At 59.6% G+C, this 18,756-nt stretch carries 20 protein-coding genes; 12 read left to right on the forward strand and 8 right to left on the reverse strand.

Annotation, left to right across the window (positions count from 1 at the left end):
• Positions 1-21: 21 nt before the first annotated feature.
• Positions 22-1,785, reverse strand: coding sequence for a cation:proton antiporter (locus tag ACYZTM_RS14980; RefSeq protein WP_461989063.1), 1,764 nt, complete (start codon positions 1,783-1,785; stop codon positions 22-24).
• 204 nt (positions 1,786-1,989) lie between these two features.
• Between ACYZTM_RS14980 and ACYZTM_RS14985 the strand changes: the two genes are divergently transcribed.
• On the forward strand, positions 1,990-2,472 hold the full coding sequence (locus tag ACYZTM_RS14985) for an acyl-CoA thioesterase (protein WP_131058986.1): 483 nt from the start codon (positions 1,990-1,992) through the stop codon (positions 2,470-2,472).
• Between the two features lie 130 nt (positions 2,473-2,602).
• On the opposite strand, the gene pdxY is transcribed toward ACYZTM_RS14985, so the two are convergent.
• Entirely contained in the window at positions 2,603-3,475 is an 873-nt protein-coding gene (pdxY, locus tag ACYZTM_RS14990; RefSeq protein WP_461989064.1) for a pyridoxal kinase PdxY, read from the reverse strand.
• A 120-nt stretch (positions 3,476-3,595) separates the two neighbouring features.
• Here pdxY and ACYZTM_RS14995 point away from each other — a divergent pair, with 120 nt between their 5' ends.
• Positions 3,596-4,009, forward strand: coding sequence for a DUF3301 domain-containing protein (locus tag ACYZTM_RS14995; protein ID WP_461989065.1), 414 nt, complete (start codon positions 3,596-3,598; stop codon positions 4,007-4,009).
• A gap of 118 nt (positions 4,010-4,127) precedes the next feature.
• On the opposite strand, the gene ACYZTM_RS15000 is transcribed toward ACYZTM_RS14995, so the two are convergent.
• Positions 4,128-5,099: a CobW family GTP-binding protein gene (locus ACYZTM_RS15000; RefSeq protein ID WP_461989066.1), complete on the reverse strand. Its 972-nt coding sequence runs from the start codon at positions 5,097-5,099 to the stop codon at positions 4,128-4,130.
• A 27-nt stretch (positions 5,100-5,126) separates the two neighbouring features.
• On the opposite strand from ACYZTM_RS15000, the gene ACYZTM_RS15005 reads away from it, so the two are divergent.
• Positions 5,127-5,483: an NADH:ubiquinone oxidoreductase gene (locus ACYZTM_RS15005; protein WP_461989067.1), complete on the forward strand. Its 357-nt coding sequence runs from the start codon at positions 5,127-5,129 to the stop codon at positions 5,481-5,483.
• Here ACYZTM_RS15005 and ACYZTM_RS15010 read toward each other — a convergent pair.
• Entirely contained in the window at positions 5,480-6,130 is a 651-nt protein-coding gene (locus ACYZTM_RS15010) for a DUF1826 domain-containing protein (protein WP_461989068.1), read from the reverse strand. The genes ACYZTM_RS15005 and ACYZTM_RS15010 overlap by 4 nt on opposite strands.
• Positions 6,130-7,338, reverse strand: a complete 1,209-nt coding sequence (zigA, locus tag ACYZTM_RS15015) for a zinc metallochaperone GTPase ZigA (RefSeq protein ID WP_461989069.1) — start codon at positions 7,336-7,338, stop codon at positions 6,130-6,132. Before zigA ends, ACYZTM_RS15010 begins: the two co-directional genes overlap by 1 nt.
• A gap of 143 nt (positions 7,339-7,481) precedes the next feature.
• Here zigA and ACYZTM_RS15020 point away from each other — a divergent pair, with 143 nt between their 5' ends.
• Positions 7,482-7,859: a glutamine synthetase gene (locus ACYZTM_RS15020; RefSeq protein WP_131058993.1), complete on the forward strand. Its 378-nt coding sequence runs from the start codon at positions 7,482-7,484 to the stop codon at positions 7,857-7,859.
• Here the strand turns inward: ACYZTM_RS15020 and ACYZTM_RS15025 are convergent.
• Positions 7,856-9,052 (reverse strand): N-acetylmuramoyl-L-alanine amidase, encoded by a 1,197-nt coding sequence (locus ACYZTM_RS15025; protein ID WP_461989070.1) that lies wholly within the window; start codon positions 9,050-9,052, stop codon positions 7,856-7,858. The genes ACYZTM_RS15020 and ACYZTM_RS15025 overlap by 4 nt on opposite strands.
• 85 nt (positions 9,053-9,137) lie before the next feature.
• Here ACYZTM_RS15025 and folE2 point away from each other — a divergent pair, with 85 nt between their 5' ends.
• The 7 genes from folE2 to ACYZTM_RS15060 are packed head-to-tail and all read left to right on the forward strand — an operon-like array spanning position 9,138 to position 15,286.
• Entirely contained in the window at positions 9,138-10,034 is an 897-nt protein-coding gene (folE2, locus tag ACYZTM_RS15030; RefSeq protein WP_461989071.1) for a GTP cyclohydrolase FolE2, read from the forward strand.
• Positions 10,031-10,699: a metal ABC transporter ATP-binding protein gene (locus ACYZTM_RS15035; protein ID WP_461989072.1), complete on the forward strand. Its 669-nt coding sequence runs from the start codon at positions 10,031-10,033 to the stop codon at positions 10,697-10,699. The genes folE2 and ACYZTM_RS15035 overlap by 4 nt, the downstream gene beginning before the upstream one ends.
• Positions 10,699-11,565: a metal ABC transporter permease gene (locus ACYZTM_RS15040; protein ID WP_461989073.1), complete on the forward strand. Its 867-nt coding sequence runs from the start codon at positions 10,699-10,701 to the stop codon at positions 11,563-11,565. Before ACYZTM_RS15035 ends, ACYZTM_RS15040 begins: the two co-directional genes overlap by 1 nt.
• Positions 11,566-11,576: 11 nt before the next feature.
• The gene (locus ACYZTM_RS15045) at positions 11,577-12,452 is read left to right on the forward strand and encodes a metal ABC transporter substrate-binding protein (protein ID WP_461989074.1); all 876 of its coding nucleotides are present in this window, start codon (positions 11,577-11,579) and stop codon (positions 12,450-12,452) included.
• Positions 12,449-13,009 carry a gamma carbonic anhydrase family protein gene (locus ACYZTM_RS15050; RefSeq protein WP_461989075.1) on the forward strand — a complete coding sequence of 187 codons (561 nt, stop codon included), beginning with the start codon at positions 12,449-12,451 and terminating at the stop codon, positions 13,007-13,009. The genes ACYZTM_RS15045 and ACYZTM_RS15050 overlap by 4 nt, the downstream gene beginning before the upstream one ends.
• Before the next feature lie 2 nt (positions 13,010-13,011).
• Positions 13,012-14,349, forward strand: a complete 1,338-nt coding sequence (locus ACYZTM_RS15055) for a dihydroorotase (RefSeq protein ID WP_461989076.1) — start codon at positions 13,012-13,014, stop codon at positions 14,347-14,349.
• A 31-nt stretch (positions 14,350-14,380) separates the two neighbouring features.
• Positions 14,381-15,286, forward strand: coding sequence for a His/Gly/Thr/Pro-type tRNA ligase C-terminal domain-containing protein (locus tag ACYZTM_RS15060; RefSeq protein WP_461989077.1), 906 nt, complete (start codon positions 14,381-14,383; stop codon positions 15,284-15,286).
• A 49-nt stretch (positions 15,287-15,335) separates the two neighbouring features.
• Here the strand turns inward: ACYZTM_RS15060 and ACYZTM_RS15065 are convergent, their stop codons facing one another.
• Positions 15,336-15,857: a DUF3617 domain-containing protein gene (locus ACYZTM_RS15065; protein WP_131059000.1), complete on the reverse strand. Its 522-nt coding sequence runs from the start codon at positions 15,855-15,857 to the stop codon at positions 15,336-15,338.
• Positions 15,858-15,988: 131 nt separating this feature from the next.
• On the opposite strand from ACYZTM_RS15065, the gene cls reads away from it, so the two are divergent.
• A complete protein-coding gene (gene cls, locus ACYZTM_RS15070) occupies positions 15,989-17,428 on the forward strand; it encodes a cardiolipin synthase (RefSeq protein ID WP_461989078.1) in 1,440 nt (479 codons plus the stop codon).
• Here cls and cfaB read toward each other — a convergent pair.
• Complete coding sequence (gene cfaB / locus ACYZTM_RS15075; protein WP_131059002.1) at positions 17,425-18,606, reverse strand: C17 cyclopropane fatty acid synthase CfaB; 1,182 nt, start codon at positions 18,604-18,606, stop codon at positions 17,425-17,427. The two genes, cls and cfaB, sit on opposite strands and share 4 nt — an antisense overlap.
• Positions 18,607-18,756: the final 150 nt, after the last annotated feature.

Consider the following 18,756-nt stretch of genomic DNA (forward strand, 5'->3'; position numbering starts at 1 on the left):
GCCGACTGACGCGCCGCGTGGTCAATGTCCGGACGTTTCCTTATGGTTGTCCAGGGTTTCGAGCAAGGCCACTTGCATCCGCGTGTGCACGCGGATGAACCAGCGCCAGAGCAACGCCGCCACAGCGGCCGCTACCACGGCTATCAGTACCAGCAACTTGTTGGTCGGCAAGATACTGGCCGACAAGGCTGCCAGCAGCAGGAAGATCACCAGCAGCGAGAGAATCGGGATCACTTCGGCGATCACCCGGCGCACTCTCTGCGTGTGCCGCCCCGCCATCTCCGGCTTCACGCCCATCTCCGCCAACAGCATCGACAGCGCCTTGAGCTTGCGATAGGCGGCGATCAGGAACGGCAGCGACAACAGCAACGCCCCACCCCAGATCAACGCTTTCTGCCAGCTCGGATCGGTGATCCAGTCTTGCAGGTAAACGGACATGCGTTTGGCGAAGTACGCGCCGGAAAAGAAGATCGCAATCACCAACGCCAGATTGACCCCGACCTGCAACAGGATCCGCCGGATCATCGACGCCAGCAACGCGCCCTCGCCCTGAGGCTGGATGCTGCGCAGCCACTCGCCGTACATCCCCAGTACCCGACCCAGTCGCTTCGGCATCACGGCGGCAAGTTTGATCGACAGCGGATCCGCCGCGCGGATCAGATACGGCGTCAGCAACGTGGTGATCACCGAGACCGCCACGGCGACCGGGTAGAGAAAGTTGCTGGTGACCTGCAGCGTCATGCCCAGCGCGGCGATGATGAAGGAGAATTCGCCGATCTGCGAAAGCCCCATCCCCACACGCAGTGAGGTGCGTCCGTCATTGCCGGCGATAAAGGCCCCGAGGCCGCAGGAAAGCATTTTGCCGAGTACAACGGCGACGGTGATCACCGCGATCGGCCAGGCGTATTGCAGCAGGATCAGCGGATCAAGCATCAAGCCGATGGCGACGAAGAAGATTGCACTGAACAGGTCGCGAACCGGCTCGATCAGGCGCTCGATCTTCAGCAATTGCCGCGACTCGGCCATGATTGCACCAATCAGGAACGCGCCCAGAACCATGCTGTATTCAAGTTTGACCACCAGCAGGCAGAAGCCGAAACACAGGCCCAGCACGGTGATCAGCAGCATTTCGTTGCTCTCGAACTTTGCTACGTAGGCCAGCAATCGCGGCACCAGCAAGATGCCAATGACCAGCGCAACGATCATGAACAGCGAGAGCTTGCCCACCGTGGAAAACACTTCGCCGGAACTGACGGTGCCGCTGACCGCGATGCTCGACAGCAAGGCGATGATGCCGATACCGAGGATGTCCTCGACGATCAGAACGCCAAAGATCAGCTGGGCAAAGCGCTCGTTCTTCATCTTCAGGTCGTTGAGCGCCTTGACGATGATGGTGGTCGAGGAAATCGCCAGGATCGCGCCGAGGAACAATGAATCCATGGTGTTCCAGTCGAACCATTGGCCGATTTCGTAGCCGATCCAGATCATCAGCACGATTTCCAGGAACGCCGCGATGAAGGCCGTTGCGCCGACCTTGAAGAGCTTGCGCAGGCTGAATTCGAGGCCTAGGCAGAACATCAGGAAAATCACCCCGAGCTCAGCGAGCGTCTTGATGGCTTCTTCGTCGTGGATCAGGCTGAACGGCGGCGTGTGCGGGCCGATGATGAAACCGGCGACGATATAACCCAGCACCACCGGCTGCTTGAAGCGGTGGAAGAGCACCGTCACCACACCTGCGACCAACATGATCACTGCCAAGTCCTGAATAAAACTGATGGCATGCATGGTGTGGGGCTCCTTAAGGCGGACTTTCGGAGGTTAACACCGCGACTTCCGCCAGAAAGGCGGTGCAATATATGGAAACAGATCGATCCGGCGTGACGGCGACCACCCGCCCGGCGTCCCGATAACTGTGGTTTGAAAAAAACCGACCAGGCACCCGCAGAGGTGCCGCCCTTCCGACATTCTGCCTTGACCCGTGAGAACGCTATGGAACCCGGAAACGCCCAGCTGTCGATGACGGTATTGATGACCCCCGACATGGCCAACTTCTCTGGCAATGTTCACGGCGGTACCCTGCTCAAATACCTCGACGAAGTGGCCTACGCCTGCGCCAGCCGTTACGCCGGCCGCTACGTGGTGACCCTGTCGGTGGACCAGGTGATTTTCCGCGAGCCGATCCATGTTGGCGAGCTGGTGACCTTCCTGGCCTCAGTCAACTACACCGGCAACACCTCCATGGAGGTGGGCATCAAGGTGGTGACCGAGAACATCCGCGAGCGCTCGGTGCGCCACACCAACAGCTGCTTCTTCACCATGGTGGCGGTGGATGACGCCCGCAAGCCGGCTGCCGTCCCGCCGCTGCAACCGCAGAACAGCGAAGACAAGCGCCGCTTCATCCAGGCCCAGCAGCGTCGGCAGATTCGTCAGGAACTGGAAAAGCGGTATCAGGAAATCAAGGGTGATGCCTGACGTGCTCGGGCTTTAGATCGCTTTCGCGGGCAAGCCTCGCTCCTACAGTTCCGAGTCGCCCGCACATTTTGTGTACGGCACAGACCTGTAGGAGCGAGCGATGCGGCGATCCGACTTGCCCGCGAAGCTTTTAAAGACTGATCGCAGTCGCTTCGAACTTCACTCGCGGATGCGCAATCCGGTCCTGAGCCCGCACCAGTTCCAGCTCATAGCTTGCACATGCCTGGGTTTCCAGCAGCACTTCATGCACCGCAGCCGCCGTAAACTCGAAGGCCGCCACCAGGCTGTCCCCCAACAGCACACGCGCCAGAAACAGACCCGACGTCAGGTCGCCAACGCCCACCGGCTGACGCGGAAACGCCAGCAGCGGCCGACGCAAGTGCCAGCTGCCTTCAGCGGTCACCAGCAACATCTCGAAGCCATCCGCCGGCTTGCCGGGATAGGCCAGATGCTTGACCAACACCGCTTTCGGCCCGCGAGCCAGCAGCGCCCGCGCCATCGCCAGGCAATCGAACAGTGACTGCGGTTTGCGCCCCGAGAAGCTGTCCAGCTCCAACTGGTTCGGGCACATGAAATCCGCCACCGAAGCTGCCTCTTCCAGCAGGAAATCGCTGACTTCGGCCGGCACGCTGCAACCCTTCTCCGGATGCCCCATCACCGGGTCGCACAAGTACAACGCCTTGGGATTCATCGATTTGATCCGTGCCACGCCGGTCAGGATCGCCCGGCCCTGCGCCGCACTGCCGAGGTAACCGGACAGTACCGCATCGCAGTTGCCCAGCTCGCCTATCGCCGCGATCCCTTCGACCAACTCGGGAATCTGATGTGGTGCCAGCACTTCGCCAGTCCACTGGCCGTACTGCGTGTGGTTGGAGAACTGCACGGTGTTGAGCGGCCAGACATTCACCCCGACCCGCTGCATCGGGAAAACCGCGGCGCTGTTGCCAGCGTGGCCGAACACCACGTGGGACTGGATGGCGAGCAGATGGGGCGTACGTTTCATGCGGTGTGTTTTCCGTCAAACGATTGAAATTCGAGCCGCGCAGTATGCGACGAAACACGGCCTGTACGACAGACCGGCGACACAGTTAAGCTGGCACTATCTTGTTGGAGCAACCTGTTGATGCTGACCCTCGGAAATATCTTCGTGCTGATGCTGCTCGCCACTGGCGGCGCGTGGCTGTGGCACAACCACGGCTTGCGCGAGCGCGCGCTGGAGCGGGTCAAGCTGCATTGCACCAAGCTCGGGATCGAGCTGCTGGACGGCAACGTGGCGTTGAAAAAGATCGCGTTCATCAAAGACGCCAACAACCGGCGGCGCCTGGCCCGTGTGTATAACTTCGAGTTCACCGTGACCGGCGAAACCCGGCATAACGGCACCATCACCCAGTTCGGCGCCCACAGCGCGCAGATCGAGCTGGCGCCCTACCCGATGCCGTTCGACGACACGCCGGTGGCGGTCGATGTCGCAAAACCCCGCGCCGAAGTGATCGAACTGAGTCAGTGGCGGCAAGAACACACCAAGTGGCGTCCTTGATGATTGATGTCGTCAGTTAAATCCATTCGCGAGCAAGCTCTCATCCTCAGTCTAAATCCTGCGCAAGACACAAGCGGGCTTGCTCGCGAAGAGGCCTCAAAAGCAGCACAAAAACTCGCTAACTGGATGAAACCCGGCACGCGGCCAAGCTTTTCTGCAGCACAGCAACATCCTGCGGCTCACTGAAAATCAGCTCGATCCTCGAATCCCGGCGCCATTCGCTGGGCTGCCATTCCAGTTCCGAGTTATCCAGCGCATTCGCCGACACCCAACCGTCGACGCTGTGGATAACCAGCTTCGCCCGCCGCCAGGCGATGCTTTCAAGCCACTGGCCAACACGCACCACATCGAAGGTCTGCGTCGGATGCCAACGCCAGCCTATGCTCCAACCGCCCTCCTGTGCCTGACTCAAGCAAATCGGCAGCGCAGGATCGGTCCAGATGGCCGGCATCTGCGCCAATCCCTTGGGCACGATGAAGTTATCCACACCTGCCACCGCCTGAGCACTTAGTCCCGGTAGTTTGTTCAACGGCAAGAGGGCTTGCTGCGTCCAGAACAGGGGACGAGAAGGCAGCTGCGCGGCAATTCGCTGGCGATCATTGTCGTCGAGACCTTCCGCCTTGTTCAGCAGCAACAAACCAGCGCTGCTCAACGCCTCCTGTTGCGCCTCGGGCAATGGTTTGCCAGCGGCGAGTGCCTGGGCATCCAAAACCAGCACACAAGGCTGTACCGCCAGTACACCTTGCCACGGTGCCTCACTCAATTGCCTGAGCAACTGCGCCGGGTGACCCAATCCTGAGGGTTCGATGAACAGCCGATCCGGCCGCGCCTTGCGCAGCAACCGCCCAAGGCCGATCTGAAACGGCGCACCGTTCACGCAACACAAACAGCCCCCGGCCACTTCTCCCAGTGCGATACCATCGGCGTCCTGGGTCAGCAGCGCTGCATCGAGGCCGATCTGGCCGAACTCGTTGATCAGCACCGCCCAGCGCTCATTCGCGGGCCGTTGCGCCAGCAGGTGCTTGATCAAACTGGTCTTGCCCGCGCCCAACGGACCGGCAATGACGTGAGTGGGAATGTTCTGCAACATGGTCGATGTTTTCTGAGGAGGTAATGGATGCGGTTGATGGGATTGTCATTGCTCTTGGCGCTGTGTTCCGGCGAGGCGCTGGCCCAGGCTTGCGTGGTACATAGCACAGCCGAGCGACTCGACGTGAAAGTCTGCCAGCAGAACCGCAACATCCCGGAAAAGCTCTTCGCCGACGGGTTCTGCCAACCGAACCTTCCCGGGCAGAAAGTCGAGGTGCAATACGTCGACCAATGTCCCACCGGCGCGTTCGGTGTGTGCAGCAACGCCCAAGTCGCCAATATGCCTTACCGGCAGGATATTCACTATTTCGGCGTGACAACCGATGCTGCGTACCTGAAGCCGTTTTGCGAAGGCCAGAGTCAGGGCAACTGGCTCAAGCCTTAAGCCAGCCAGTCCAGGGTCAGAATCAAACGGCGTTCGCCCGGCGCGGGTTGCGGCGAACGGTGGATCAGGCCGAAACCTTCGTTGCCGTGCCATTTTTCGCCTTTGAGCAGTGCCACTTCGCCGCTGGCGATATTCTCGATCAGCGAATCGTCTGTGGGTTCGGCCTCAGGCTTGCCCAGTTGCCGGCGATCCATCACCCCTTCTTTCAACCACTGACTGCCGATGCCGGAATACGTAGTGATCAACCGCACAGGCACATGATCGACGTGAAAGCGCGGGCACATAGCCTTGTCCAGAACCCGCACGCGCAGGCCGATGCGCTTGGCGCCCACCAGACAGGCGAAGGCGCTGACCAGCCAGGACACATCGGCAATGAAAGCGGCATACCCTTCAAGATCGCTGAATCCCGAGGCCAATCCATGCAGGTTGGGTTCGGCGTCATCCTCAGGCAACTCCAAGACCAGTGACTCGGCCAGCGGTTCGTTCAGAGACAGCAGCAAGCGCCCGAAATCATCAATGTGCGCCGGGAGCTGGCGCTGCCAAATGGCGAGGTTTACCCCGTCATCAAGAATTCGGGCCAGGGTTTTCGGCGTGTCACCTTGAACCTGATGAACGACCGGCTGCCGCTTCAGACTGGGCGCCAACATCAGGCGGCGACCTCTTCGTGCCAAGGGCCGAACGGATCTGACAGCAAGCGCCAGCCCTCGGCACCCAACGCCATTTCATCATCGGTCAGCAGGCAATTGTCGAGTTCGGCGGTGAGTTGCGCGAAGTCGATGTTCTGACCGATGAACACCAGTTCCTGACGGCAATCACCGGTGGTAGCAGTCCAGTTTTCCATGATTCCGGCGGTGCTTTCTTCGTCCTGCGGCCACTGGGTTTTCGGCACGAAGCGCCACCAGCGCCCGGCGAAACCGTGGCGCATCAAGCCGCCGGCCTGGGACCAACTCCCGGCGTCCATATGCTTGCTGGCTAGCCAGAAGAAGCCTTTGGAACGTAGCAGTTTGCCGTTCACCCATGGCCGATCGATGAAGCTGAAGAAACGCTGCGGGTGAAACGGTCGGCGGGCTCGGTAGGCCGTCGAGGCGATGCCGTACTCCTCGGTTTCCGGCACGTGTTCCCCACGCAATTCCTGCAACCACCCCGGAGCCTGAGCAGCCTTTTCAAAGTCGAATCGACCGGTGTTGAGGATCTTTTTCAGAGGAATCTCACCCATGACCATCGGGATGATTTCTGCCTGTGAGTTGAGGCGTTCAAGGATCGCGATCAGTTCCTGGCGCTCACGGCTGCTGATCAAATCGATCTTGCTGATGAGGATCACATCGGCAAATTCGATCTGCTCGATCAACAGGTCGGTGATCGAGCGCTCGTCCTCCTCGCCCAATGTTTCACCGCGGGAAGCGAGGCTTTCGGCGGCCTGATAGTCGAGCAGGAAGTTCATGCCGTCGACCACCGTGACCATGGTGTCGAGCCGAGCGATGTCGGCCAGGCTCTGCCCGTCTTCATCACGGAAGGTGAAGGTTTCCGCCACCGGCAATGGCTCGGAGATGCCGGTGGATTCGATCAACAGGTAATCAAAACGCCCGTCCCTGGCGAGTTTGCTGACTTCTTCGAGCAGGTCTTCGCGCAAGGTGCAGCAAATGCAGCCATTGCTCATCTCCACGAGTTTTTCTTCGGCGCGGTTCAGGCTGACATCGCGCTGGACTTCGCTGCCATCGATGTTGATCTCGCTCATATCGTTGACGATTACGGCGACACGCAGGTTCTCGCGGTTACGCAGCACGTAGTTGAGCAGCGTGCTTTTACCGGCGCCGAGAAAGCCTGACAGGACGGTCACGGGGAGACGATTGGGCATCAGGAATTCCTCACAGAGATGCCCGATCGCAATGTCGGGCTGATTTCAATGTTATAGTATAACGATACAATCAAGCCAGCCCACGCTTGCCCACAACAGCAAAGGGCACGATGCTAAACCCTGTCCGGTCCGTGAGAAATCTCATGCGTATTGCCCTGAAATCAGCGTTGATAAGCTTTTCGCTGTTGCTCTCCGTAGACGCATGGGCGCAAATCCCGAGCCTGGCCAAATGCACCCGAAGCGCCAATCTGCTCGCCTGTGCGGATGCCGACGGCAACGCCTATAGCGTCAACACCGTCGGCAGTACGATTTATTTGCGCGGCTTCGAACTGGCGGGCAAACGCTATTGGGCGCAGACCAACAGCCGCTACGGACAACTCACCTTCTTCACCGGTATCGCCTCCGACGGCGAAGCCTGGGTCGGTTACAACCGTCGGGTCGGCTGGACCACGATCAACCGGTTCTCCAGCTCCGGCGGCAGCAGCGCCAAATTCACCTGCAGCCGGATCACCGGCTGCTAGGCCTTCGCATTTTTCTGCTGCTGTTGCCAGGCGATGTAACTGTTGAGCGGTGGATTCTTCTGAAAATAGCGCTGCAATCCGTCGAATAATCCGTCAGCCACAGCCTGCTGGTGGCGCGCGGTCACGAGTCGCTGGCTGTCACGGGCGTTGGACATGAAGCCGGTTTCCACCAGGATCGACGGCACGTCCGGCGACTTCAGCACTGCGAATCCCGCTTGCTCCACGCGCTTTTGATGCAGCGTGGTGATACCCGCCAGACTGCCGAGGACTGTGCTGCCCAGCTGCAAACTCGCGGCGATGGTGGCGTTCATCGACATGTCGAGAATCACCCCGGCGAGCATCGGGTCCTTGTCCTTGAGGTTGAGCAGACTGGTGGCGCCCAACAAGTCTGCGCCGTTTTCACGTTGCGCCATGAAACGCGCCGTGGCCGAAGTGGCGCCGCCCTCAGACAAGCAATACACCGACGCACCTGAAGCGGTGAGACGCGGCGCCGCGTCCGCATGCACCGAGATGAACATATCCGCATTGTGCTTGCGGGCAATCTCGACACGTTTGCGCAGCGGAACGAAGAAGTCGTCGTTGCGCACCAGTTTCACGTCGAAGCCCTTCTCACGTTTCAGTCGCTTGGCCAAAAGCTGAGCGATCGATAGGACGACGTCTTTCTCTCGCTCCCCTTTGGCGCCCACCGCGCCGGGGTCTTTGCCGCCGTGACCAGGGTCGACCACCACGATGATGTCGCGCTTGGGGTGAGGCTCGTCGATGCTCGCCTCGGGTGCCACTGCGATGTGCATAGGCGCCGCCGACCTCAGATCAAGCACCAGCCGATCGCCTTGGCCATCCTGTGGCGGCAGGAGAAAGCTGTTGAGCTGCACCGCGGCGCAGAGGTCGAGGACGATCCGCGTATCGCCCTGGCCAAAATGCCCGGAGCGAATCGACCGAATGACCGTATTGCCAAGCGCCAGCTGACTGAAGTCGCCACTGAGGGTGGCACCACTCAGATCGATGATCAGTCGTTCGGGAGCGCTCAGTGAAAAGGTCTTGTACTGCACCGGCCCACTCAAATGGAACACCAGACGTAGCTTGTCATCCGAACGCCAGAGCCGCGCGTTGCGAATCTGCGTGGCCGAAACACCGAAGGGTAAAGCGAAGGCTGCGCTGGCCAGCATCCAGTTGAGCAAGTGACGTCTGTGCATTTTGAAAGCCGCTCGTGAAAAAGGCGTAGTCGATTTTAATGTAATAACATAACATGCGATATAAACTCCCACGATGGACCTGCTCATGAATGCGCTGACTCTGCCGGATATCGCCGCGCAGGCTTCACGCCAAGCCCTGCCACTCGAATGGGTGGGCATGTGCGGCATTGCTCTTCCTGTTTTATTCGATGGTCAACGGCTGAGCGCAAAGGCTGACGCAGGCGTGAGCCTCGATGATGGAGAAGCACGCGGCATTCACATGTCCCGGCTGTATTTGGCGTTGGAAATGCTTGAGCGGGAAATCCTGACACCCGCCCTGTTACGGCGAGTGCTGCAAAGCTTTCTCAATAGTCATGAAGGACTGTCCCACAGCGCCTACTTAAAAATTGATGCGGATTTACTGCTCAAAAGACCGGCGCTGATCAGCCCTTTGGCTGGCTGGAAAACCTATCCAGTGAGCATCGAAGCGCGTTTGAAAAACGCGATGTTCCACGTGGAACTAAAAATCGACGTTCCTTATTCCTCAACCTGCCCCTGTTCAGCCGCACTTTCTCGGCAGTTGATTCAGCAACAATTCGTCGACGACTTCGCCAACAAGTCCCTGCAACACGCCGATGTATTGGCGTGGCTTGGCTCTACGAAAGGCATCGTTGCAACACCTCACAGCCAACGGAGCCATGCACTTTTACACCTGAGACTGGACGAATATCTGGATGACCTGCCGCTGATTGCGTTCATCAATGACGCCGAAGCCGCACTGGGGACCGCCGTGCAAACCGCGGTAAAGCGCGCCGATGAGCAAGCCTTCGCTCTGGCCAATGGTCAAAATTTGATGTTCTGCGAGGACGCCGCCCGCCGCTTGAATCTGGCCCTGAAACGCTCGCCCGGTATCAACGCCTTCCACATACGCGTCGTCCACGCCGAAAGCCTCCATGCCCACGATGCCGTCGCCGAGAGCCGATGGAACTGGGTGGATGCATGATCCGATGCCACGCTTTGCGCTGGGGCGCACTCGGGCAACCGCTCACACCGCCCGTTGATTTCGAATTACCCAAAGGCAGTCTGACTGCCGTGATCGGGGCCAATGGCTCGGGTAAAAGCAGTCTGCTGAAAGTCATCGCGGGGCTACAAAAACCACTGACTGGAAAAATCATCCTTGATGTTCCACGCAAGGGCTCGCTTTCCTTTCTCCCCCAGCAACAACACTTGGACCGGCAATTCCCCATCAGCCTCCAGGAGTTGGTAGCTGCCGGTTTCTGGGGCAGCAAACTATCCCCTGAGGTACGCAGCCAACGCCTCAAAGCCGTGCTGGAAAACTGGTGCCTCACGGGTTTGGAACAGCGCCCGTTGATGGCCCTCTCCGGCGGCGAATTGCAGCGCGCACTGCTCGCCCGCCTGAGTCTCGCCGAAGCGCCGTTGCTGTTGCTCGACGAACCCCACGCCGCGCTCGATGAGCTCGGTCAGGCACTGCTCTGGAAACACCTCCATGCCTGGCACGCCGAAGGTCGAACCCTGGTGGTCGTGTGTCATGACCTGGTCGCGGTTCGCCAACACATTCCTCAAAGCTTGCTCATCAAAAGCAGCGGCTGCGTCCTCGGGTCCAGTACCGAACTGATCCACCAACAACCGCAAACGCAGGTGGCTTGATGCTCGCAGCCGCTCATCTTTGGCAACCCTTCCACGAGTTCGTGTTCATGCGCCGGGCACTCCTTGGCGGATTGGTCCTGGCTTGCAGCACGGCTCCGCTGGGCGTGTTTCTGATCCTTCGTCGCATGAGCCTGATCGGCGACGCGGTGGCTCACGGGATCCTGCCTGGCGCTGCACTTGGTTTCTGGTTCGCCGGTTTGAGTCTGCCGGCACTGACCCTCGGTGGCCTCGGCGCAGGCCTGAGCATGGCCGGACTCGCGGCCTGGATTACCCGCCGGACGGGACTGCGCGAAGACGCGAGCCTCGCCGCGATCTACCCGATCTCCCTCGCCAGCGGCGTGCTGATCCTTGGCATCGCCGGCAAACGTCTGGACCTGCTTCATCTGTTGTTCGGCTCGGCACTGGCAGTCGATGGGCCGACGCTGACCGGCATGCTGTGGGTCTCCGGGTTCAGCCTGATCGCCATGGCGCTCATCTACAAGCCGTTGTTGCTGGATACCCTCGACCCGCTCTTTCTGCAAACCGTCAGCCGCCTCGGTCCGCTTGCACACGGCGTATTCCTGACCCTGGTGGTGCTGAACCTGGTGATCGGCTTCCAGGCCATCGGCGCGTTGATGGTGGTCGGTTTGATGATGTTGCCCGCCGCCGCGTCGCGCTTCTGGAGTCGTCGTTTGCCGGCGTTGATCGCGATCGCAGCCCTGCTCGGCTGTCTCTCGGTGTGGCTCGGTTTATTGCTCTCGTTCTACTACTCGCTGCCCAGCGGCCCGGCGATCGTACTGGTGGCGGGCGGTTTCTATGTGCTGTCCGTGGTGTTCGGTCCGGTGCACGGTTTGCTGCGCCGCCCGCCTTTGCTCACATCCCAATGAGGTACGTTCCGATGCGCGCTTTACTCGTGCTGTTCAGTTTGATGCTGTCGATGTCGCTGTCGGCGGCGGAAAAACTTCAGGTGGTCACCAGTTTCAGCATCCTCGCCGACATGACCCATCAGGTCGGCGGCGACCATATCCAGATCACCAACATGGTCGGTCCCGACGCCGATGCCCACACGTACGAGCCAACCCCGGACGATGCCAAGGCCTTGCTCAAGGCCAGACTCATCATCAAAAACGGTTTGGGTTTCGAACCATGGCTGGACCGTCTGGTGACCAGCACCGAGACCAAAGCCCCTGTCATCAGCGCGAGCCACGGTGTCATCCCGCGCTCCCTGGATGAGGACGGCGAGACCGTGCCCGACCCTCACGCCTGGCACAACCTGGCTAACACCGAGCTGTACATCAGCAACATCACCAAGGCGCTGATTGCCGCCGACCCGGCGAACAAAGCCGACTACGAACGCAACAGCCAGGCCTACCTGAAACAGATCTACGCACTGCTCGCCGAAGCCAAGGCCAAGCTCGGTTCACTGCCACCGGGCAACCGCAAGATCGTCACCTCCCATGATGCGTTCGGTTATCTGGGCCAGGCCTACGGCATCGACTTCATGGCGCCGCAAGGTCTGTCCACCGAGCGCGAACCTTCAGCCGCCGAAGTAGCGGCGTTGATCACCCAGATTCGCCAGGCCAAGGTCAAAGCGGTGTTCATGGAAAACATCAAGGACGCGCGCCTGCTCAAGCAGATTGCCGACGAAAGCGGCGCGCACATCGGTGGCACGCTGTACTCCGATGCCCTCGCCGCAAACGGTCCGGCGAGTACCTTTGCCGGGCTGTTCGAATACAACCTCAACACCCTCTACGACGCGTTGGGCAAGCCATGATCCGCAAGAACCCCTCAGGTGATTTGCCACGGATTGCGGAGTCCGCGTATGTGGATAAAACTGCAATCATCTGCGGCAAAGTGGTGATCGGCGAAAACGTGTTCGTCGGTCCCTACGCAGTCATTCGGGCCGACGAAGTGGATACATCAGGCGAGATGGAACCGATCACCATCGGCGCCAATTCGAACATCCAGGATGGCGTGGTCATTCACTCCAAGTCCGGCGCGGCGGTGACCATCGGCGAGTTCAGTTCGATCGCCCACCGCTCCATCGTTCATGGCCCGTGCACGGTTGGCGACCGGGTGTTCATCGGTTTCAACAGCGTGCTGTTCAACTGCGCAGTTGGCGATGGCTGCGTGGTGCGGCACAACTCGGTGGTCGACGGTCGGGACTTGCCCGAGGACTTCTATGTGCCCTCCACTACCCGCATCGGCCCCAACACCGATCTGTCGCAGTTCCCACCGGTGAGCGTCAGCGCCTCGGAGTTTTCCGAGGACGTAGCGCGCACCAACGTCGATCTGGTGCGCGGCTACAAAGCCCTGCAGAACGAGTTCTGACCATGAGCAGCGTGCTGATTCGCAATGCCAGATTGGTAAATGAAGGTCGGGAATTCGATGGCGATCTGCTGGTGAGCAACGGCCGGATCGTGAAGATAGCCGCAAGCATCGACGGAGAAAATACCGACGTCGAAATCGATGCAAACGGGCAGTGGCTAGTGCCCGGAATGATCGACGACCAAGTGCATTTCCGAGATCCCGGGGCGCCTCACAAGGGTAGCTTTTACACCGAGTCGCGGGCGGCCGTGGCCGGCGGCATCACCAGTTTCATGGACATGCCCAATACAAATCCGGCAACCCTGACACTCGCGTCACTCGCGGACAAGAAGCGTCGAGCGGCGATCAACTCTGTCGCCAACTACGGTTTTCACTTCGGCGTGAGCAACGACAACCTCGACACCGTTGCGGCGCTCAATCCCTGCGAAGTGGCCGGGGTGAAAGTGTTCATGGGGGCCTCGACCGGCAACATGCTGGTGGACGATCCGCAGACGCTTGAACGACTGTTCGCCGAAGTGCCAACCATTCTGCTCGCCCATTGCGAACACACGCCGAGCATCGAAGCCAATGCCGCGAAGGTGCTTGAGCTGGTTGGGGAACACATTCCCGCCGCCGTCCACCCACAGATTCGTGACGCCGAAGCGTGCTTTCGCTCCTCCTCAATGGCCGTGGACCTGGCCAAGCGGCATGGCACCCGACTGCATGTTTTGCATTTGACCACCGCGCGGGAACTGGCGCTGTTCGAAGACAAACCGCTGACACAGAAACGCATTACCGCTGAAGTCTGCCTGCATCATTTGCTGTTCGATGATCGCGACTACCTGAGCCTCGGAAACCTGATCAAGTGCAATCCGGCGATCAAGAGCCAGGCTGATCGCGATGCCTTGCGTCATGCCTTGCTGAGTAATCGACTGGACGTTATCGGCAGCGATCACGCGCCGCACACCTGGGCGGAAAAAAAACGGCCCTACCACCAGGCCCCTTCCGGTTTGCCATTGGTGCAACACGCCCTGCCCGCGCTGCTGGAACTGGTGGTTGATGAAGTGCTGCCGATAACTACCCTCGTGGCCAAGACCAGTCACCGCGTGGCTGATCTGTTCGCCATTCCCGACCGCGGTTATCTGCGCGAAGGCTACTGGGCCGATCTCGTTCTGATCAAACCCGAGCCTGGCGGTGTTGCCGTATCCAGGGAGCCGGTCTTGTCGCAATGCGGCTGGACGCCCTTTGCCCGGCAGCGTTTTCGCCACAGCGTCAGCACCACGATCGTATCGGGGCAAATTGCCTGGCACGACAAACGTCTTAATGACAACTGCCAAGGTTTACCCCTACGGTTTATGCGCTAACGCGCGTTTATAAGCACTCGAGAGCACCGACATGATTCACATCACCCTGAGCGATGGTTCATTGCGTGAATACGACCAACCGTTGTCGGTGTTTGAGTTCGCCGCGAGCATCGGCGCCGGGCTGGCCAAAGCAGCCGTGGCCGGCCGGGTGGACGGCGTTCTGGTGGACTGTGAGTTCATGATCGAGGCCGACGCCCGGGTCAGCATCGTCACGCCTCAAGAGCCCGATGGGCTGGAGATCTTGCGACGCTCCTGCGCATTGATGCTGGCGGTGGCCATTAAACAACTCTATCCAAAAGCGCAATTGCAGACCGGATCGGCACTGGGTGATGGCTTCTTTTACGAGTTTGCGTTTGAGCGTCTGTTAAACCTGGCCGACCTCGCTGGCATCGAAGCACGCATGAAGACGTTAGCGGCAACCAATCATTCGATACGGCGCCGCAAACCGATATCCGCATCGACGCCCGCGGAGAAGTTATTGCCCTACGTCCTTGCGGGTTTCGAGTGTGTGTCAGCGGGACCGCATGTTCCCGCAACCCGAGTGTTGCAGGCATTCGCGCTCGATCACATCAGCGGCGCTGCGCCACAGCGGATCTATGGCACCTGCTGGTCCTGCGAACAGGAACTGGAAGACTGGCGGGCGCCGCCGCACGTGATCATCATCAGCATGGACGAGCGTCAGGCGGATTACGCACAGTCGGTAACCGAGGTTTTGCGCCGAAGCGGCGTACGCGCTCGCGCGGATCTGCGCAGCGAGAAAGTCCGCTACAAGATCCGCGAGCACAGTCAGCACGTGCCGTATCTGGTGGTGATCGGAGAGAAAGAAAAAGCGGGTGGGTTTGTCAGTGTGCGCAGCCGTACCGGGGAGGATTTCGGCAGGATGGACGTTGATGCGGTGTGTGACTGGTTGAGGTCAACAGGTGTAGCGGGTATCTGAACTGGTGCCTTCGTGGGCAAGTCGGATCGCCGACTTGCCCACGAAGCCTTTAGGCTCTCGGCTTAACGGTCCCGCAATCCTGCCCCAACCACACGGCGCGGGTATCGAGGCTACCCTTCTGCTGAATGCCGGTCGCGTTGAACGTACCGTTGACCTTGGTCGTGAACTCACGATCACTGAGGAAGGTGGCGACACCCGCACCCTGCGCTTTCGGACAGCTGAAACGGAATTTCCACTGATTACCACTGCGGTCAGTGATTTCCTGTTTGCAGTCCGATTGCGGATCCGTCAGCGGAATATTGTCTGACTTCACTTGCTCCGGCGTCAGACACGCCCGAATCCCCTTTCCGCCTATGGTGATGCCCTGCTTCTCCAACTGCGCGCGCTGTTCCGGGGTCATCTGGCCCTGCAACTGGCCCAGGATCAACTGCAAGTCCGGCAGGTTCTGGTCATCGACCTTCATGTTGCTGGTGGTCAATTCCCACAAACCTGGCTGCAGCATCTGTGCCTGAGCGGCCACAGGAAGTGCTAAACCAAAAGCCACGGCCAAACCCAGCAGACGAACGTTCATCGAGTAACTCCTGATCAGTAGTGGCCGTTAGACGTCAGCCATTGGCTTCAGTTCATGGGCCAATTAAATAGCGACATTCTGCACGGAACATGGTCTGTTAAGCATTGAATCTTCAGGAGCAAGGCTGCCCCATGGATTACTTTGGACCGCACATTTTCGGCTACACGATCGCACTACTACATACGCTGGGCCTGATCGCAGCCATCCACGCCGTGCTCACCGTCCGCACCGCTCAGGGATCTATCGCCTGGGCCCTCTCGTTGATCTTCATGCCTTACCTCACGCTCATTCCGTACCTGGTCTTCGGCCGCAGCACTTTCGATGGTTACATCATGGCGCGGCGCCAGGCCAACGAAGAGATGCGCAAGGCAATCTCCGAGCTCAACTGGCGCCCCTGGGTGGAAGAAGCGCTGACCGCACGCGCCTCCAACGCTTACGCGTCCCTGAGGGCAATGCCGAAACTGGGGCGCATGCCGTGCCTGGCGAACAACGAAGTGAGCTTGCTGATTAATGGCCAAGCCACCTTCGAAGCAATTTTCGAAGCCATCGACAGCGCGAAAGAGGCCGTGCTGATTCAATTCTTCATCATCCATGACGACCGCCTCGGCCAACGCCTGCAAAGCCTGCTGCTGAAGAAAGCCGCCGAAGGCGTGGCGATACACTTGCTGTACGACCGCATCGGCAGTCATTCCCTGCCCCACAGTTACGTGCAACCGTTGCGCGATGCCGGCGTCGAGGTCAAAGCCTTCGCCTCCCGCAGCGGCTGGCTCAACCGCTTCCAGGTCAACTTCCGTAATCACCGCAAGATCGTCGTGGTCGACGGCATTCTGGGCTTCGTCGGCGGGCATAATGTCGGCGACGAATACATGGGCGAGAAACCACCGTTGGCGCCCTGGCGCGACACTCACGTTCGCGTGCGCGGGCCGGTGGTTGCCTGCATGCAGGAATCGTTTGCCGAAGACTGGTTCTGGGCGGCGCGATCGTTGCCACCGCTGATCCTGCCGGACGAGTATCCGGACGACGGTGTGCTCTGCCAATTACTCGCCAGCGGCCCGGCCGATTCCTACGAAACCTGTTCGTTATTCTTCGTCGAATCCATCCATGCGGCGACAGAACGGGTATGGATCACCAGCCCATACTTCATCCCCGACGAAGCCGTGTTCGCAGCGTTGAGACTGGCGGTTCTGCGAGGCGTGGATGTGCGGTTGCTGCTGCCTTCACGACCGGACCACCGAATCGTCTACGCCGCCTCGAGCCTCTATGCGTTCGAAGCCGTACGCGCAGGGGTGCGAGTGTTCCGGTACCAGCCGGGGTTCCTGCATCAGAAAGTGGTGTTGATCGACAGCGAAATCAGCGCCATCGGCAGCGCCAATATGGATAACCGTTCGTTCCGGCTCAATTTCGAAGTGATGTTGCTGACCGTCGACAGCGCATTTGCCGCCGAGGTGGAACAGATGCTCAACGATGACTTCGCCCAGGCCCACGAGATCGCCAAAGAAGAAAGCAGGGAGACCCGCCGCCTGCAACAGGTCGGCATGCGGATCGCCCGGCTTATTTCACCGATTCTCTAAAGGTAGATGTCGTCTCGCGTCCATGGCAGTTCATGGCTGCCATCGGCGTGGGCTTTTACCGCGAGGATCTGGTGCAGATTGATCCAGCCTCTGGCGAACGCATAAGCGCATCCGGCAAGGTACAACCGCCAGATCCGCAGCGCCTGTTCGGGAACCAGTTTGGAAGCCGCTTCCAGATTGTCCTCCAGGCGTTCGCTCCAATGATCGAGGGTACGCGCGTAGTGCAGGCGCAGACTCTCGACGTCGACGATCTCCAGCCCGGCTTCGCTGATCTCAGCGGAGATCATCGACAGGTGCGGCAACTCGCCGTTGGGGAACACATACTTCTCGATGAAATCACCGACACCGCGTCCCACTGGACGGCCATCAGTGTGTTTGGCGGTAATGCCGTGGTTCATCACCAGGCCGCCCTCTTTCACCGCGCCGAACAAGGTTTTGCAGTACTCGGCCAGGTTGGCGTGGCCGACGTGTTCAAACATGCCGACGCTGACCACTTTGTGGAAGCGCCCGTCCTGGGGCAGATCGCGGTAGTCGAGCAGTTGCAGTTCGACCAGATCGTCCAGGCCTTCGGCGCTCACCCTCTCACGGGCCAGGGCCAGTTGCTCTTTACTCAGGGTAATTCCGAACACTTTCGCGCCGAACTCACGGGCCGCAAACCGGGCCAGCCCACCCCAACCGCAACCGACATCCAGCAGGTATTCACCCGGTTGCAGCCGCAGCTTGCGACACAGGTGACGGAATTTGGCTTGTTGGGCTTGCTCCAGCGTTTCGCTGCCGGTCTCGAAATACGCGCAGGAATACGCCATGTCACTGTCGAGCCACAGCTGATAAAACGCATTGGAAAGGTCGTAGTGGTAGGAAATCGCCTTCGCGTCGGTTTCCTTGTCATGGGCGGTGCGCACTGGCTGACTGTCTTGGTCACCGAGCAATTTCTGGCTCCACTCATCACAGATACGTATCACGTCGCTGATGGAACCTTCGAGCTCAAGTTTACCTTCGACGAACGCCGCGCCAAGCGCGTCCAGGCTTGGATGGGTGAACTGGGAAACCATTTGTGGGTCCTTGACCACAATCGTGACGCTGGGCGTCGGCCCCAGATTGAATTCATGGCCGTCCCAGAGTCGCAGGCGTAACGGTAACTGCAGATTCTGTAGGGCCGGTGGAAGTTGCGCGAGCATAGAGAATCACCCCTTGTTTCAGACGTCTGATTTGAGGGTAGACCATCCTTGAAAAATAGCTGGCTATCGATTTAATAGCGTTTTTGTATAACTCGCGGCGCTGTAACCAGCTGTCGGGGGCGATGGTCCTTACCCTAGATGACTACGAAC

It is taken from the genome of Pseudomonas sp. MDT2-39-1 (genome assembly GCF_054898085.1).